This is a genomic window from Demequina sp. (assembly GCF_047975725.1).
Lineage (GTDB): Bacteria > Actinomycetota > Actinomycetes > Actinomycetales > Demequinaceae > Demequina.
The window spans coordinates 62347-78509 of record NZ_JBKEED010000013.1; the positions used below are offsets into that span (position 1 = coordinate 62347).

The 16163-nt window shown below is 68.5% G+C and carries 13 protein-coding genes and 1 pseudogene; 4 read left to right on the forward strand and 10 right to left on the reverse strand.

The annotated features are described in order from the left end of the window. Positions 1-4 precede the first annotated feature (4 nt). Together ACK5NO_RS04770 and ACK5NO_RS04775 are read right to left on the reverse strand one after the other, a co-directional pair. Positions 5-277 carry a hypothetical protein gene (locus ACK5NO_RS04770; protein WP_416811527.1) on the reverse strand — a complete coding sequence of 91 codons (273 nt, stop codon included), beginning with the start codon at positions 275-277 and terminating at the stop codon, positions 5-7. A 141-nt stretch (positions 278-418) separates the two neighbouring features. Next, positions 419-577: a hypothetical protein gene (locus tag ACK5NO_RS04775; RefSeq protein ID WP_416811528.1), complete on the reverse strand. Its 159-nt coding sequence runs from the start codon at positions 575-577 to the stop codon at positions 419-421. A gap of 219 nt (positions 578-796) precedes the next feature. Between ACK5NO_RS04775 and acs the strand changes: the two genes are divergently transcribed. After that, entirely contained in the window at positions 797-2806 is a 2010-nt protein-coding gene (gene acs / locus ACK5NO_RS04780) for an acetate--CoA ligase (RefSeq protein WP_416811529.1), read from the forward strand. Between the two features lie 120 nt (positions 2807-2926). On the opposite strand, the gene ACK5NO_RS04785 is transcribed toward acs, so the two are convergent. The 6 genes from ACK5NO_RS04785 to ACK5NO_RS04810 all read right to left on the reverse strand — a co-directional run bounded on the left by ACK5NO_RS04785 (position 2927) and on the right by ACK5NO_RS04810 (position 10169). Further along, positions 2927-4258 (reverse strand): hypothetical protein, encoded by a 1332-nt coding sequence (locus ACK5NO_RS04785; protein ID WP_416811530.1) that lies wholly within the window; start codon positions 4256-4258, stop codon positions 2927-2929. A gap of 86 nt (positions 4259-4344) precedes the next feature. Next, entirely contained in the window at positions 4345-4683 is a 339-nt protein-coding gene (locus ACK5NO_RS04790; RefSeq protein WP_416811531.1) for a hypothetical protein, read from the reverse strand. Between the two features lie 3 nt (positions 4684-4686). Further along, the gene (locus tag ACK5NO_RS04795; protein ID WP_416811532.1) at positions 4687-6768 is read right to left on the reverse strand and encodes an alpha/beta fold hydrolase; all 2082 of its coding nucleotides are present in this window, start codon (positions 6766-6768) and stop codon (positions 4687-4689) included. Further along, positions 6765-7490: a phosphatase PAP2 family protein gene (locus tag ACK5NO_RS04800; protein WP_416811533.1), complete on the reverse strand. Its 726-nt coding sequence runs from the start codon at positions 7488-7490 to the stop codon at positions 6765-6767. Before ACK5NO_RS04800 ends, ACK5NO_RS04795 begins: the two co-directional genes overlap by 4 nt. 37 nt (positions 7491-7527) lie before the next feature. Then, the gene (locus tag ACK5NO_RS04805) at positions 7528-9183 is read right to left on the reverse strand and encodes an ABC transporter permease subunit (RefSeq protein ID WP_416811534.1); all 1656 of its coding nucleotides are present in this window, start codon (positions 9181-9183) and stop codon (positions 7528-7530) included. After that, a complete protein-coding gene (locus tag ACK5NO_RS04810; protein ID WP_416811535.1) occupies positions 9183-10169 on the reverse strand; it encodes an ABC transporter ATP-binding protein in 987 nt (328 codons plus the stop codon). Before ACK5NO_RS04810 ends, ACK5NO_RS04805 begins: the two co-directional genes overlap by 1 nt. A gap of 179 nt (positions 10170-10348) precedes the next feature. Between ACK5NO_RS04810 and ACK5NO_RS04815 the strand changes: the two genes are divergently transcribed. Further along, positions 10349-12649, forward strand: coding sequence for an RNA degradosome polyphosphate kinase (locus ACK5NO_RS04815; protein ID WP_416811536.1), 2301 nt, complete (start codon positions 10349-10351; stop codon positions 12647-12649). A gap of 20 nt (positions 12650-12669) precedes the next feature. Beyond that, entirely contained in the window at positions 12670-13617 is a 948-nt protein-coding gene (locus tag ACK5NO_RS04820; protein ID WP_416811537.1) for an NUDIX hydrolase, read from the forward strand. Positions 13618-13987: 370 nt separating this feature from the next. On the opposite strand, the gene ACK5NO_RS04825 is transcribed toward ACK5NO_RS04820, so the two are convergent. Both ACK5NO_RS04825 and msrB read right to left on the reverse strand, forming a co-directional pair. Further along, the gene (locus ACK5NO_RS04825) at positions 13988-14617 is read right to left on the reverse strand and encodes a hypothetical protein (protein WP_416811538.1); all 630 of its coding nucleotides are present in this window, start codon (positions 14615-14617) and stop codon (positions 13988-13990) included. A gap of 122 nt (positions 14618-14739) precedes the next feature. Continuing rightward, a pseudogene (gene msrB, locus ACK5NO_RS04830) lies at positions 14740-15129 on the reverse strand (peptide-methionine (R)-S-oxide reductase MsrB); the annotation flags it as partial. 461 nt (positions 15130-15590) lie between these two features. Here msrB and ACK5NO_RS04835 point away from each other — a divergent pair. Continuing rightward, positions 15591-15878 (forward strand): DUF1540 domain-containing protein, encoded by a 288-nt coding sequence (locus ACK5NO_RS04835; protein ID WP_416811539.1) that lies wholly within the window; start codon positions 15591-15593, stop codon positions 15876-15878. Positions 15879-16163: the final 285 nt, after the last annotated feature.

Here is a 16163-nt window from a genome sequence, read left to right on the forward strand (position 1 = left end):
GCGCTCAGCCGGTCTTGCGCCGGAAGTCGCGCTGCGCGTGCGCCTCGCCGTTGCCGTGCAGCCCGCCACCAGCAGTGGCCTGCACTCCGGGGCGCGTGACCTGGCCGTCGTTGCCGACCGCCTGAGCCATGACGGCCTGGGCGTCGCCGCCCTCGACGGCGGTCAGAAACTGCTTGGCCTGGTCATCGCGCAGCATCTTGGCGAGCTTGCCGTGGTGGAAGATCGCCACCTCGCCATTGTCGCGGGCACGGAAGTCGAATCCTTCAGCTCCAGTCATGCGCCCATCGTCACACGAACCACTGCGGAGCGCATCTGCACCCCTCTCCCCCTCCCCCTCTCCCGTCAAATGGACCCATTTGGCCCGTGTCGCTGGCGCTCCACCCCGGTCAAATGGATCCATTTGACGGGTCGCGGGGGGTTAGGAGTCGGTGGGGCGCTCCTGGTTGTCGGTCTCGCGGGGCTCGCCGTCGCCGTGCGGCACGGGCTGGGGCGTCGCCTCCTCCGTCGCGGGGTGCGTGTCCTCGGGGTCGGTCGCTCCGGGGATGGGCTGCTCGCCTTGGCTCTTGTCGCTGCTCATGCGCCCATGCTCTCACTCCGATCCACCCCTCTGACGATGAAAATGGATCCATTTGGTTGGTGTCGCTGGCGCCTCACCCCCGTCAAATGGATCCATTTGACGGGGGTGGGGTGGGGATGAGGCGGGGACCGGGGCGAGGGCGGATGGCGCATTTCGCTCTTTACCAGGCACCCTTACAAACCGTTGGCCTAGGACCAAAGTCCCACTAGCCTGACGCTTATGGTCAATGACGTCCAGACACAGTCCCGAACCCTTGAGAACCTGCACCACGAGCTGCGGTCCTTCCCTCCGTCGCCGGAGTTTGCCGCCCAGGCAAACGCCCAGGCAGACCTCTATACCCAGGCCTCGGAGAACCGCCTCGCCTTCTGGCGCGAGCAGGCCGAAAGCCTCTCCTGGGCTACCCCCTTCACGCAGGTCCTCGATTGGTCCGGCGCGCCCGTCGCCAAGTGGTTCTGGGACGGCACGCTCAACGCTTGCGACAACGCCGTCGACCGCCACGTGCGTGAGGGCCGCGGCGACCGCGTGGCCTTCCACTTCGAGGGCGAGCCAGGCGACACCCGCACCCTGACGTACGCGGACATGCAGCGCGAGGTCTCCAAGGCCGCCAACGCCCTGACCTCGCTCGGTATCCATAAGGGCGACCGGGTCGCCATCTACCTGCCCCAGATCCCCGAAGCTGTCATCTCGATGCTCGCGTGTGCGCGCATCGGCGCTATCCACTCTGTGGTGTTCGGCGGCTTCTCCGCTGAGAGCCTGCGCCAGCGCATCGACGATGCCGAGGCCTCGCTCGTCATCACCGCTGACGGCGGCAACCGCCGCGGTGCACACCTCGCGCTCAAGCCCCTGGTGGACGCCGCCCTCGCGCCGTCGGAGAGCAACCCGGAACCCGCATCGACCGTCGAGAACGTCCTGGTTGTTCGCCGCACGGGCCAGGAGACCGCCTGGACCGAGGGCCGCGACCTGTGGTGGCACGACGTGGTCGACTCCGCCTCCGACGAGCACACGCCCGTGATGGTGGAGGCGGAGCACCCGCTGTTCATCCTGTACACCTCGGGCACCACGGGTAAGCCCAAGGGGCTCTATCACACGACCGGCGGCTACCTCACGGGCGCCTCGTACACGCACCGCGTGGTCTTTGACCTCAAGCCCGAGACGGACGTGTACTGGTGCTCGGCGGACGTGGGCTGGATCACCGGCCACAGCTACATCGTCTACGGGCCCATGATCAACGGCGCCACCCAAGTGCTCTACGAAGGCGTCCCCAACGCCCCGCATGAGGGCCGCTGGTGGGAGATCATCGAGAAGTACAAGGTGTCGATCTTCTACACCGCACCCACCGCGATCCGCACCTTCATGAAGTGGGGCGAGGCGATCCCCGCCAAGTACGACCTGAGCTCGCTGCGCCTGCTGGGATCCGTGGGTGAACCCATCAACCCCGAGGCCTGGATGTGGTACCGCCGCGTGATTGGCGGCGACCGCTGCCCCATCGTGGACACCTGGTGGCAGACCGAGACCGGCGCGATCATGATCTCCCCGCTACCAGGGGTGACGGCCACCAAGCCGGGCTCCGCTCAGGTGGCACTCCCCGGCATTTCCGCAGCCGTGGTCGACGACGACGCGCGCGAGGTAGGCCCCGGAGGAGGCGGCTACCTCACCATCACCAAGCCGTGGCCGAGCATGCTGCGCGGCATCTGGGGCGACCCCGAGCGCTTCAAGGAGACCTACTGGAGCCGCTTCCCCGGCATGTACTTTGCGGGAGACGGCGCCAAGCACGACGACGACGGCGACATCTGGCTCATGGGCCGTGTCGACGACGTCATGAACGTCTCCGGACACCGCCTGTCCACCACCGAGCTTGAGCACGCCCTCGTGTCTCACCCGTGGGTCGCGGAAGCGGCAGTCGTGGGCGCCAGCGACGAGACCACCGGCCAGGCTGTCGTGGCCTTCGTCGTGGTCAAGTCCGATGGCGGCGGCGCGACGGCGTCGGGCCACGAGGTCGCCGTGGCCCTGCGCGAGCAGGTTGCCAAGGAGATCGGCCCGCTCGCCAAGCCCCGCACCATCCTGGTGGTGACCGAGGTCCCCAAGACCCGCTCTGGCAAGATCATGCGCCGCCTGCTGCGCGATGTCGCCGAGCACCGGCCCGTCGGTGACGTCACCACGCTCGCGGACTCCTCCGTCATGAGCGCCATTCGCGACGGACTCGAATCCGGCAAGGCCGACTCCGACTAACGCTGGGGGAACCGCATCGGCCCTCCTCCTTCGCGAGTCAAATGGATCCATTTGACGGAAGAGGGGGAGGGCCGATGCGCGTGCGGCTGCCGCACCACGTCACCTATCGCACGTCGTCACCTATCGGACTGGGCCGATCCAGGTCCAGCCGTCGCAGCCCGCAACGTCCAACAGTTGACCGGGCTGCGCCATCACGGTGCCGCCCGACTCATACGAGTCGTAGTAGGCCTCCGACACCGGGTCACCCGAGTCCCACTTGGTGTGGTCAGCGAAGACCGACGCCACGCAGTAGTCGGCCGATTCCCAGTCCTCGGGTCCCGTGTACTCGCCCGCCTTCACGTCGACGCCGACGAGCCAGTCACCTTCGCCGACGGTGGTGTCGCCGCGATCCTGGGCGTAGAGCTCATCGAGGTCGACCCGCTCGACCGGCTCCTCGCAGCCATGAATGGTCGCGATGTCGCCCACGGCGAGTGTCACCGGCATCGTGCCGCCCCGCGAGTAGTCATAGTTGCCGAGAATGGTCCCGCCCTGGAAACCATAGTGATCGATCCACTCCACAGAACACACTGCTTGATCCGATGCGGGAGGCAGCAAGTAGGTTCCCGCAACGATGTCGCGGCCCACGGCGTAGGTGCCCGCGATCATCTCGGTAGCGGTCGCCCCCACGAAGGCCTCGGCGGGATCGATCGCCTCCCAGGTGCCGCACAGGTCAGTCGTCGTGACCTCGTACCCCGGGGGCGCCATCAGCATCGCCGAGCCGTCGATGGTCTGTCCAAAGGCGTAGAACGCTCCGTCGACGAGGTTCCCTGGCTCCTGCACCTGCCAGTAGCAGCCGTAGCCGTCGTCGCCATCGGCCGCGACAGCGTGGGCGGCTACATACACGCCCGGCGCGAAGCCCTCCCCTGCGACGAGCGTCTCCCAGGTGCCTTCGAACGTGTCGCCTGGTACTGCAGTTAACAGGCTGGGATCGGAGATCTCGGGCGGGTACTCCGCCGCGAAGTCCGTCGGTGGGAAGGGCTCGTCGTCCGCGGCGGGCTCCCCGGCATCGTCCTCGAACCAACCGTCGGTCACGTCACCCCAAGAGAAGTCACTGTCCGAGATATTGCGGTCGATCAGCCACCACGCAAGCCCGATCGCTGCGGCACCCAGACCCACAAGGGCGAGCAACACGAACACCGCAAGCCCGGGCCCGGACCGCACGGGCTCGTCGGGCGTGGTGCGAATGTCAGGCAAGGGCGAGACACTCGCAGGCCGAGCAGGCCGAGCAGGTGGCGGCATGGGCGGCATGGGCGGCACGGTGCTCGATTCCGCAGCGCTCAACGACTCGGCGCTCGACTGCCCACCTCGATCCTTCGCTCCCGGCGCGGCCGAGGGCGGCGGCGGGGCGAACCCCGGCTGCGCGCCTTCGTCGCTCGATCCTGCGGGCGAGTCGTCCCTGTTGTCGGTGTCCATGGTCCCCCTTCGTGTGAGTGAAGCATGGCCGCACAGTCACGCCGGGGCAAGCCCGCTGTGGATAACTGCCCTGCAGACCGTCCCGATCAGGGCGCGATCATCACCAGCACCACCCACATGAGGGTTCCCAGCCCGACCATCGCGAGCGCCACCGACGCAGTCGCCACTGCCCATTGTTTGCCTGCTCGCACTCCGCGCGCGATCGCGAGCCCCGACAGCACGGCGGCGGCTGCCAGTCCGGCACCGACGCCCAGGCCGGCCATCGTGGGGCTGCCGTCGGGGGTCGTGTAGTTCGCCCCGACTGTGAAGAACCACAGCACGGCACCTGCCACCAGCAGTCCTGCGAGTGCCGTGGCCCATGCCAGGGCGCGCATGCCCGGTGTGCTCCCGTCGCCGCCCTCCATGGCGGCGCGCCAGTCGCCCATCGCCTACCCCAGGGTCTCGGGCAGCGACGGCGTCTCGCCCAGCACGTGCTCGGCGAGGAAGGCGAACACCGTCTCGTACCAGACGATCGCGTGCTGCGGTTTGAGAATCCAGTGGTTTTCGTCGGGGAAGTACAGGAACCGGTGAGGCATGGTGCCGTCCTCAGCGGCACAGTGCTCGGCGAGCTCGGCCCACAGGCGCAGGCCCTCCCCGATCGGCACGCGGTAGTCCTTGTCGCCGTGGATGACGAGCATGGGCGAGACGATGTCGCGCACGAACTGGTGGGGCGAGTTGTCGATCGCGCCCTGCGCCGTGAAGATCGACTGCCAGTAGTCGGCGTGGTCCGTCGTGGGCGAGAACTGGTCGAGCGACCACAGGCTTGCGTGGGTCACGATCGCGTCAAAGCGGTCCGTGTGCCCGGCAACCCAGTTGGCCATGTAGCCGCCAAAGGACCCACCCATCGCGGCCGTGCGATCGGCGTCGATGTCCTCGCGAGCCACGACGGCATCGGTGATCGACATCAGGTCGGTGAACGGCGCCTCGCCCCACGCATCCCAGCCGCGCGCAATGTACTCGAGGCCGTACCCCGTCGACAGCGCGGGGTCGGGCAGCAGCACCGCGTAGCCGCGAGCGACCGCGAGCGCGGGCGCCCAGCGCCACGACCAGGCGTTCCACGAGTTCAGCGGCCCACCGTGGATCCACAGCAGCAGCGGGGCCGGAGATTCGGCCGATGCGCCGGGCGGGGTGAGCAGCCACCCCGGCACTCGCGCGCCGTCGGCAGCGGTGGTGGAGACCCGCTCAACGTTTGCCTTCACCTGCGGCGCGGGGGCGGGCGTGGCCAGGCGCGTGAGCGTGCCGTCGGCGGCAATGCGCACCGGGTGGGCGGGCTCGAGCATGGTGGCGCGCAGGGCCACCAGGTCGCCGGTGCTGCGGTCGACAGCGACGCACGAGTAGGCCGCGTCGTCGGTAGTCACGGCGGTGACGGTGTCGGTCTCAAGGTCGATGCGGAAGATGGGCGCGTTGCCGTCGTCGTCCGCAACGGTGATGAGTGCGGTGCCGTCAGCGGAGAACTGCAGTCCGGTGGACCAGCGGTCCCAGTGGGCGACAATCTCGCGCGGCTGTGAACCGTCGATGGCCGCGACCCAGATCTCCTGGTCGACCGGCCCCTCGGCGTGGGGTTGCGCGCCGCGGCCATAGGCGAGGGTGGCGCCATCGGGGCTGATCGCGGGGCCCACGTAGTCGAACCCTTCCTCGTCGAACAGCACCGTGTGCTCACCAGTGGCGACGTCGATCGACACCAGCCTGGTGCGCGCCGAACGCCCCACGGGCACCTCTTCGGTGGTGATGACGGTGCGGCCATCGGGCGTGATCGCCGCTTCATAGGACCGTGCCGCACGGGCGGCCTGCGGGGTGAGGGTGCGCGGCCGCGGCAGCGTGGCGGGGTACGGCTGGGTCGCGTTCGGCGTGGAGTCTTCACCCTCCGGGCGTGGGGCCGATGCGGTGGCCTGCTCGGGGCTCAGGTCACCCAGGTCCACGGCCAGCAGGTGCGGGACGGCGGGCCCGAGGTCGTGATCCCAGTGCCGGATCGGGTAGGACGAGTGCAGGATCGCGTTGACCTTGCGCTTTTTGCGCTCGGCGCGGATGCGTGCGTCGTCCTCGAGCGAGGACGCCGAGGGCATGAGGTCGGTGCCGAGGATCGCGACGGGTGCGTCAGCGGCGACGGCAGCGAGCCCCCCAGCGCCGCCCGCCAGGCGAGTGACGCATCGGGCCTCCCCACCGGCTGCGGACAGCAGCCATAGCTGCGAGGCCTCGTCCTCGTCACCGGAGTCGGGCCGGCCGGAGGTGAACAGCAGGTCGCCCGTGGACGCGAAGGCTGCCCCCGCCTCGCCCTTGGCGGAGCGCGTGAGGCGACGAGGCACCCCCTCGCCGTCCGTCGCGACCTCCCACAGGGAGCGCTCGTAGGTGGTGGCGTCGGCGGACAGGGTGGCGACCGTCAGCACGGCCCGCGCGCCGTCTGGCGACAGGGCAAGGCCCTCCAGACGGGGGATGGCGATGAAGTCGGTCAGGGAGGCGTAAGCGTCGGTCACCGCTCCACCGTATGCCCACCGTCGGACCTCCGTGACCGACGAAGGTCCAACAGCCGGTCAGCGGCGACCACGAGCCCCAGCGTGAACAGGCCCACGCACGCGCCAGCGAGCACGTCGGACAAGAAGTGATAGCCCAGATACATGCGGGTGAGCGCCACGAGGCCGATGAGTGCCACGGACACGAGCGCCCACATCAGGCCCGTGCGCCACCCGCGGTGACGCCGCCACAGCAGGTACGCGACCACGAGCGCGAGCGTGGCCGTGCCCGTCGAGTGGCCCGAGGGGAAGGAGAACGAATGCTCCACTCCCGGCACCGCCTGGAACTCGTCGGCCGGCCTGGGCCTGGCGACTGTGGCCTTCACCGTCACGGAGAACAGGGTCGAGACGACCATGGCACCCATGAGCAGCAGCGGGTCGCGCCACGAGCGCTGCCCCGTGCCCCCCGATCGCCGCCACCAGACAACGCAGCCGACTGCCACGAGGACGGGCAGCACCACGGGCCCGAACACCGTGGTGACGGCCGTCATCACGGTTGTCACCCACGGCACACGATGGCTCGCGAACCACTCGAGCAGCGGCTGATCGATGGCCTCGAAGGTGTCACGTTCGATCACCTCGTCGAGGATCTCGATGAACCACCACAGGCCTACTCCTGCGATGACCAGTCCCGGCAGCAAGGCACGCAGCACCGGCGGGAGTCGATACCAGGCCCGTTGCACCATCGCCCCAGGGTAAACGGGAGCCGCCGCGCGTGCCCGCCTAGCCCTTGAGGTCGCGCGCCCGGTAGACCAGCACCCCGGCGACCATCAACGCCGCACCCACGCCCACCAGCACCCCCAGCTGCCACCAGGTCATGCCCACGACGAGGGGGTTACCCTCCGCGACGTACCAAAACGGCGACAGCCGCGCCCAGTCGGCAAGGTCGGGGTTCACCGGCACAAACGCATTGACGCCCCACCCGACGACGGCGAGACCCGTGCCCACTCCCACCGCTACCGAGTGGCGTCCCGTCAGCGCGCCCGCAAAGAACGCGGCCCCTCCCAGCACCAGCCCCAGGCCGGCGAGCAGCACACCCGCCGCGAGAATATGGCCGGGGTCCATGCCCAGCCCGGCAAGCGCGTTGCCGGCCATGATCGCCGCCGAGATCGCGAGCCCCGCCACCAGCGAACCGGTGACGATGGCGAGAGCCTTGCGCGAGGCGACGGCCACGCGCGACACGGGCAGCGACAGCAGCAGGCTCGCGGTGCGATCGCGCTCCTCACGCGCGAGAGCGGCTCCCGCGTTGATAGCAACGATGGCCACCACGACCGGCCCGACGATGGACAGGCACTCGCCGTAGTACCAGCCCTCGGGGGTCGAGAAGTCGGCGAACCCCACCATCGCGAGGATCGAATCCGGCATGGACTCGACGACGGGGCCAAGGTCCTCGCTCACGGCGTTGAACAAGAAGCCCAGCACGAGCGCCTGCATCGCGGCGAACCCGCACGCGACCAACAGAATCGGCCGCAGGTCGGTCAGCGCACGCGTTGCGATCCCTCGCGTGGACCCGCGCCCGGCGAGGACGGCCACCACCTTGCCCAGGCGAGGGTCCTCGCGTAGCCGCTCGAGCATCGGCGCTTTGGCTAGCCCTGCTCCCAGGTCGCGGCGCGACAGTCCCCACCAGCCCAGCGCCGCCACGGCGGCGCTCACCCCCACGAGGACCAGGACGGGCGTCCAGTCCACCCCGGACGCGAGGGGCTGCGTGCCGTCGATCCAGGACCAAGGCGAGGCCTTGGCCCAGTCCTCGAATCCGTCCACCAGGGGCAAGATGCCGTCGGCGAAGTACGACAGCGCGATGAGCCCGACGCCCACCCCAGACGCGAGGGAGCGGCTGCCCGTCCACGCGCCCACGGTCAGCGCGACCGCAGCGAACAGCAGACACACCGCGAGCATGTGCACCGTCGCGGCCACGAGGTCAACACCGGCCGTGGACTCCCCCGACAGCCAGGCCGCGAACACATATGACAGCGAGGCGGCCACCCCAGCGACCAGCACCACCGTCACGACCGCGAGAGCCTTCGACGCCAGCAGCCGGGACCGCGAGCGCGGCATCGAGCCCAGGATGTTCATGGTGCCCGCGGATTCCTCTGCGGCAATCGCGGAGGCACCCATCGACACCCCGAGCCCCGCGATCACGAACGGCCCCATGAAGGTGAACATGTTCGACATCATCATGCCGACCACGCCGCCGTCCGAGGTCAGTCCAGTAAGCGACAGGTAGGCCGGCGGCATGGCGTCGATGAACTCGACCGCGTCGTCGCCCATGCCTGCGAACGCCCAGATACCCATCCACGCGACAGCGAACAGCGCGAGCACGCCCAGCGCGGCACCCAGCCACCTGTCCCGCAGACTCTTGAGGTAGACGGAGCGCAGCATCACGCGCGACCGTCGACGGCAGTCGCGTCCGTGTCCGGGTCATCGCCCGGGACGTCGCCCGGGACGTCGCCGGGGTCGCCTCCGGCCGCCACCACCTCGTCGCGATAAAACTCGAGGAAGATCTCGTCGAGGTCGACGCTGGCCGAGGACACCGACAGCACGTCATGCGCAGTCGCGACCGTCAGCAGCGGCGCCATGGAGCCCTCGAACTGCGCGGTCACCGTGGGACCGTCGGCACTCACCGAGTGCACCCCCTCGACACCGTCGAAGGCCGCGGCCGCCACGGGCGATGCGAACTCCAAGGTGATGCGTCGCAGCGCCTTGTCGTGCAGCTCACTCATCTGCTCGACCGCGATGAGGTGCCCGCGACGGATAAACGCGACCCTGTCCGCCACCCGCTCGACCTCACTGATGGTGTGAGAGGACAAGAAGACGGTGCCCCCCGCATCGGCCATCTCCCTCAGTAGCGTGTGGAACTCGAGTTGCACGAGCGGGTCCAGCCCGGTGATGGGCTCGTCGAGGATCACCACCTCTGGCGAGTGCATGAACGCCTGGACAATGCCGAGCTTCTGGCGGTTGCCCGACGAATACTCCCCCACCTTTTTGGACAGGTCCGCATCGAGCCGCTCGGTGAGCTCGTTGACCCGCGACCACTGCACGCCGCCGCGCAGGTTGGCGAGGTACTCGATCGTTTGGCGCCCGGTGAGGTTGGGGTAGAGCGCGAGGTCCGCCGGCAAAAAGCCGATGCGCCGGTGGATGTCCACGGCGTCGCGCCGGCTATCAAGACCCAGCACCCGACACGCCCCCGACGTGGGCCTGATGAGGTCCAGGATCGAGCGGATCGTCGTGGACTTTCCCGCGCCGTTGGGGCCAAGGAAGCCAAAAATCTCCCCCGGCTGGATGGCAAAACTGACGTCGTCGACGGCCGTAAAGGCACCGAAGGTCTTGGTGAGGTGGTCCACCTCGATGGCCGGGGTCGCGCTCATGACCCCTCCTTCCGCTACAGGTGCGGGTCGTGCGCAGGGTCGAGTGGCCCTCGTCGTCCGCCTGCCTTCATTCCTAGCCGATGCGCGGGCCGGGTTCCAACCTGGCGCGCCCTGCGGGGCGCGACCATGGCAGGACCCTGGGGCTGGCCGGTCGGGAAAGGGCATGCCACGATGGGCTCATGCAGGATGGAACCCGTACCGACAGCGCGCCCGAGTCTGACGTGATTGACCCGTCGGCGCCCGCGCCGCTGCCCGAGCGCGAGGCCGTCGCGCCGTCCACCACCGTGATCGAGTCGACGCTCACCGCGGAGACGCCCCTGCACGACGACCACCACGACGAGGACGAGCACCTCCTGGGCGAGCCGCTGCCCGCCGACCGCTACCTGGACCGCGAGTTGTCGTGGCTCGCGTTCAACGAGCGCGTGCTCGAACTCGCAGAGGACCCTGAGACGCCGCTACTCGAGCGCGCACGGTTCCTCGCGATCTTCGCCTCCAACCTCGACGAGTTCTTCATGGTGCGCGTGGCGGGCCTCAAGCGCCGTATTGCCGCGGGCTTCGCCGTGCCGTCAGCGACGGGCATGAGCCCCACCCGCCTGGTGGAGGCTCTCACCGAGCGCGCCCACCAACTGATGGACCGCCACGCGGACGTGTTCGAGGACCACGTGATGCCCGAGCTCCAGGCCGAAGGCATCCACCTGGTGCGCATCACCGACCTCGAAGAGACCGAGCGCGAGCGCCTGCGCAAGCTGTACCGCTCGGACATCTTCCCCGTGCTGACGCCGCTGGCCGTCGACCCGGCCCACCCCTTCCCGTACATCTCCGGCCTGTCGCTCAATCTCGCCGTCGAGCTTCGCGACCCCGACTCCGGCAAGCAGTTCTTTGCCAGGGTGAAGGTCCCCGAGACCCTTCCCCGCTTCTTGTCCGTCGACTCGGCGGGGCACGCCGCCCAGGTGACCGATGCATCGGCCCTGTCCGATGAGCCGCGCAGCTTTGTGCCGCTCGAGGACGTCATCGCCGAGCACCTCGACTACCTGTTCCCCGGCATGGAGGTGCTCGACAGCTACACGTTCCGCGTCACCCGCAACGAGGACGTCGAGGTCGAAGAGGACGACGCCGAGAACTTGCTCAAGGCCATGGAGCGCGAGTTGCTGCGCCGGCGCTTTGGCCCCGCGGTGCGCCTCGAGGTCGCGCAGGACCTACCGCCCCACATTCGCGACCTGCTGGTGCGCGAGTTGGGCGTGACGGAGCACGATGTGTTCCACCTGCCCGCGCCGCTGGACCTCACGGGACTGAACGTGATCGCGGACCTCGACCGGCCGCGTCTGCAGTTCCCTGCCTTTAGGCCCACGACTCACCACCAGCTCGCGCCGGTCGAGACCGCCGAGGAGCAGAACGTGTTTGTCGCGGTGCGCCGCGGCGACATCCTGCTGCACCACCCCTACGACTCGTTCTCGACGTCCGTGCAGGCGTTCCTCGCGCAGGCCGCGGTGGACCCCAAGGTGCTCGCCATCAAGCAGACGCTGTACCGCACCTCGGGCGACAGCCCCATCGTCGACGCCCTCATCGAGGCCGCGCGCAACGGCAAGCAGGTGCTCGCGCTGGTCGAAATCAAGGCGCGATTCGACGAGCAGCAGAACATCTCGTGGGCGCGCAAGCTCGAGAAGGCGGGCGTGCACGTCGTGTACGGCCTGGTGGGCCTCAAGACGCACTGCAAGCTCTCGCTCGTAGTGCGCCAAGAGGACGAGGGCCTGGTGCGTTACTGCCACGTAGGCACCGGCAACTATCACCCCAAGACCGCGCGACTCTACGAGGACTACGGACTCCTCACCAGGGACGATGCGGTGGGCGCCGACCTCACCAAGCTGTTCAACCAGCTCTCGGGTTACGCCCCGAAGGCGCGCTTCCGGCGCCTGATCGTGGCCCCCACGGGCGTGCGGATGGGGCTGATCGAGCGCATCAACGCCGAGGCGGAGCGCGCCCTCGAGGGCGAGGAGGCCTGGGTGCGCATCAAGGTCAACTCCGTGGTGGACGAGAAGACCATCGACGCGCTGTACCGCGCCTCGCAGGCCGGCGTGAAGGTCGACCTGGTGGTGCGCGGCATCTGCGCGCTGCGCCCCGGAGTGCCCGGGCTGAGCGAGAACATCCGCGTGCGCTCGGTGCTGGGACGGTTCCTCGAACACTCGCGTGTCTACGCCTTCGGGGGCGGCGGGGAGCCCGAGATCTTCATCGGCTCGGCCGACCTCATGCACCGCAACCTCGACCGGCGCATCGAGACGCTGATCTCGATCGCGGCGCCCCACCAGAAGGCGTTCCTGCTCGACAACATCGCGATGGCGATGTCCGACGAGTACATCGCCTGGGAGCTCGACTCCGACGGCGTGTGGACCCGCGAGACCGAGGACGCTGAGGGCAACCGCCTCAAGGACGTCCAATCCACGTACATCAAGCGCCAGCCCAAGCGGAGGGCCAAGCGCAAGTGAGGCGCTACCCACCAGGCACCGTGATCGCGGCAGGCGCCCTCATCTGGCGCCTCCGCGACGGGTCGCTGGAGGTTCTCGCAGTCCATCGCCCCCGCTACGACGACTGGTCGTGGCCCAAGGGCAAGCTCAACAAGGGCGAGACGCTGCCCGCCTGCGCCATTCGCGAGGTCGCCGAGGAGACCGGCAAGCAGGTGATCCTTGGCCAGCCACTGCCGACCCTGCGCTACCCCGTGGGAGGCAAGACCAAGGTGGTGAAGTACTGGGCTGCGCAGGTCGCTCCCAGCGCAGCCGCGGCCGTCAAGGCACGCCCCAAGGTCAAGGACGCTTCTAAGCACGAGATCGACACCAAGAAGTGGCTCACGGTCGAGCAGGCGCGCAAGCGCATCACGTTCCGTGACGACCTGCGTCCCCTCGAGGCGCTGGTCCAGGCTCACGAAGCCGGGCGGCTCGAGACCCGCGCGTTTGTGCTGGTGCGCCACGCCCGCGCCAAGCGCCGCAAGGCGTGGGACGGCCCGGACCTGAAGCGCCCCATCACCGCCGCGGGCGCCAAGCGGGCCGAGCAGCTGGTGCCACTCTTCGCCGCCTTTGGCGCACGCCGCGTGGCCTCGTCGCCCGCCGTGCGGTGCACCACGACGGTCGAACCCTTCGCTGAGGCGGCGGGGCTCAAGGTCAACCGCTACCCCGCACTGTCGGAGCCGGCGCACGCCGACGACCCGCTCGCCACGGCCGAGACCTTTGTGGGACTGCTGGGTCGGCAGACGCCACAAGTGGTCTGTGCGCACAGGCCCACGCTGCCCACGATCGTCGAGATGCTGAGGGCGGCCACGCGGCCGTACACGCATGGCGCGCTGCCCCGCAAGAACCCCTACCTACCGGCCGGCGGCGTGCTGATCGCACACGTGCTCGACACAGAGTCGGGCCCGCGCGTCACCGCGATTGAGACCCACCTGCTGCAGGTCCACCCGTAACGCGAGCCCCGTGCGGTTGATACCCGTCAGAACAGGATCCGCGCTGCGAAAGCGAGCCAGATACCCGCGGTGACACTCGTGCGCGGCCAGCACGCACATCGGGCGTATGTCGGGGCAAGAAAAAGACATCGGACTGGGAGCGCCAGTCGGCGCGAAGGCCGCTCGTGGCGGCTGATGTTGGAGCCCGGGGCTACCGCAGTCCGATGCCTTACCCCACTGTACGCCTCTCGCGCACTCCCTCAACTCCACCCCTCACAAGCCAAATGGATCCATTTGACAGGCGAGGGGGCGGCCACTCACGAGGAAAATGGATCCATTTGACGGGTAGGTGACCCAGTTAGACGAGGAAAATGGATCCATTTGACGGGGGTTAGTCGAGGCGGCCCTCTCGCCACATCGCGGCGCAGCGCTCGAGGTCCTCGCCGGTGCGCAGCAACTGCGCGGCCCGCAAGGACGTCTCGTGGGCGCGACGGTCGTTGTGGCCGTCGTCACGCTCGGCTTCGTAGGCCGCCCCCGTCGCCACCACCCGGCAGAACGCGCCGGCACGCTCAAGCGCCACCGCAAGATCGCCCGCGAACACGCCCGACAGCACCGCGTCGGCGAGCGAGCGCACCTCGTCGGGACCGGGAGGGTCCTCGACTCCGGCGATCGCATGGCGCACATGGGCCGCATGGACGCCCTGGTGGTACGACTGCGCCACTGAGGACGCGTCGTGCTTGACCCACTCGCGCAGCATGTAGATGCGCCACAGCGCGCCCGGCAACGTGTGCGAGCCGGCCTTGGACCACATCATCGCGACGGTGTCGATGCCCTCTTCGTCGACCAGGCGCACGAGGCGCGCGGTCAGTTCGGGGTCGGACGCTTCACGGGCCTGCGACACGAGCGCGAGTGCGGTCTCGTGCGCGATAAGCCCACGGTCGGCGGGGTCAATGTCACCCTCGAGTTGGTCGGCCTCGTCCATGTCGAGCATGGCGGGGCGGCGAAAGCGCGGCTCGGCCATCACGGGTTCCCAGGCTGGCCGGTGTAGTGGTTGGGCTGCGGATCGAGGAACCCCCGCCCCGCGTCGTACGGCAGTCGCTCGCCACGCTCGCCGGCGGCCTCGCTCGCCGCCGCCTGGGCCTGGTCCTCGAACGTGAGCGACACGGAGTTGATGCAGAACCGGTCGCCGGTGGGCGTCTGAGGCGCGTCCGCGAACACGTGACCCAGGTGCGAGTCGCACGTGGCGCATCGGACCTCTGTGCGGACCATCCCGAGCGAGACGTCCTCAGACAGGGTGACGGCCTCGTTCTCGGCAGTGAAGAACGATGGCCAGCCGCAGTGCGAGTCGAACTTGGTGTCCGAGCGGAACAACTCGGCGCCGCAGGCGCGACAGCGGTAGACACCGTCGCGCTTGTTGTCAAGCAGCTCGCCGGTCCAGGGACGCTCGGTGCCTGCCTCGCGCAGGACGTGGAACTCCTCGTCCGTGAGCTCCGCGCGCCACTGGGCGTCCGTCTTGACGATGCGTTCAGTCATGAGGCGCTCCTTTCAGGAGGGTTCCCCTCAGCCTATGCGGCTTCACGGTGAGGAACACACGTGGCGCCCGGCCGCTGAGGGGTTTGCCGGGCGCCACGTGCGCTCACCTGAAAGACACCCCCTGCCCATGGTTTGTTCCCACCCCCATCAGGGCCGATGCGGTCGCTGGGCTCCGCACGGCCCTCACCTGGGGTAGGACCACTCGGTGGGCACCGGTGGACGGCAGGTCGAGAATGGCGAGTGAGGCTAACCTAAGAATGCGGACGGATCTGACGCATATTCGCGATCCCCCCAAGCGAAAGCCCTGGTAGCCGTCATGTAAGGCTCACCTTTGCGGCACAATGACGTTTCTTTATTCCTTTGGAAACTGCCGTGTGTCTTTATTTGAAAAGGTGACATCCGACATTTCTGGACGTATTCTTGAGCCATCGCACATCCACGATGACAACCAGGAGGACACCATGGCCACCATGATCAGCCTGCCGATCGTCTCGTCCTGCTCGGTCGAGACCTGCGGCTTCAACCACAACGGGTGCCACGCAGGCGCCATCAACGTGTCGGGAGACCACGCCCACTGCTCGACCTTTGTCGACTCGGACACCAAGGGCGGCAAGGAAGGCCCCGCTGGCGTGGGCGCCTGCACCCGCACGGACTGCACGTTCAACGACGAGATGCTCTGCACCGCAGCAGCCATCGAGGTGGGCGCGTCGTTCGACACGGCCGACTGCCTGACCTTCGAGGCGCGCTAAGCCTCATCGCACGCGAAGCCCCCGACACGTCCCGGGGCGGGTTCTAGCGATCCCCGCAACACCCTGACTTCAGGGAGTTGCGGGGATCGTGTCGTTTGAGGAGTTGAAAGCTCAGTTCTTCGCGGAGTTGGAGCGGTCCGAGGGGACGATCAGTGACGTAGCCGGGAGAGTCGGCGTCAACCGGCATACGGCGTATGGCTGGTTGCGCAAGGCGGGCATGTGTGGCGTGGGTCGACCCGGCAACGGTCCACATCCGCGTCGTGGTGAGTACGAGAGAATGCGCGC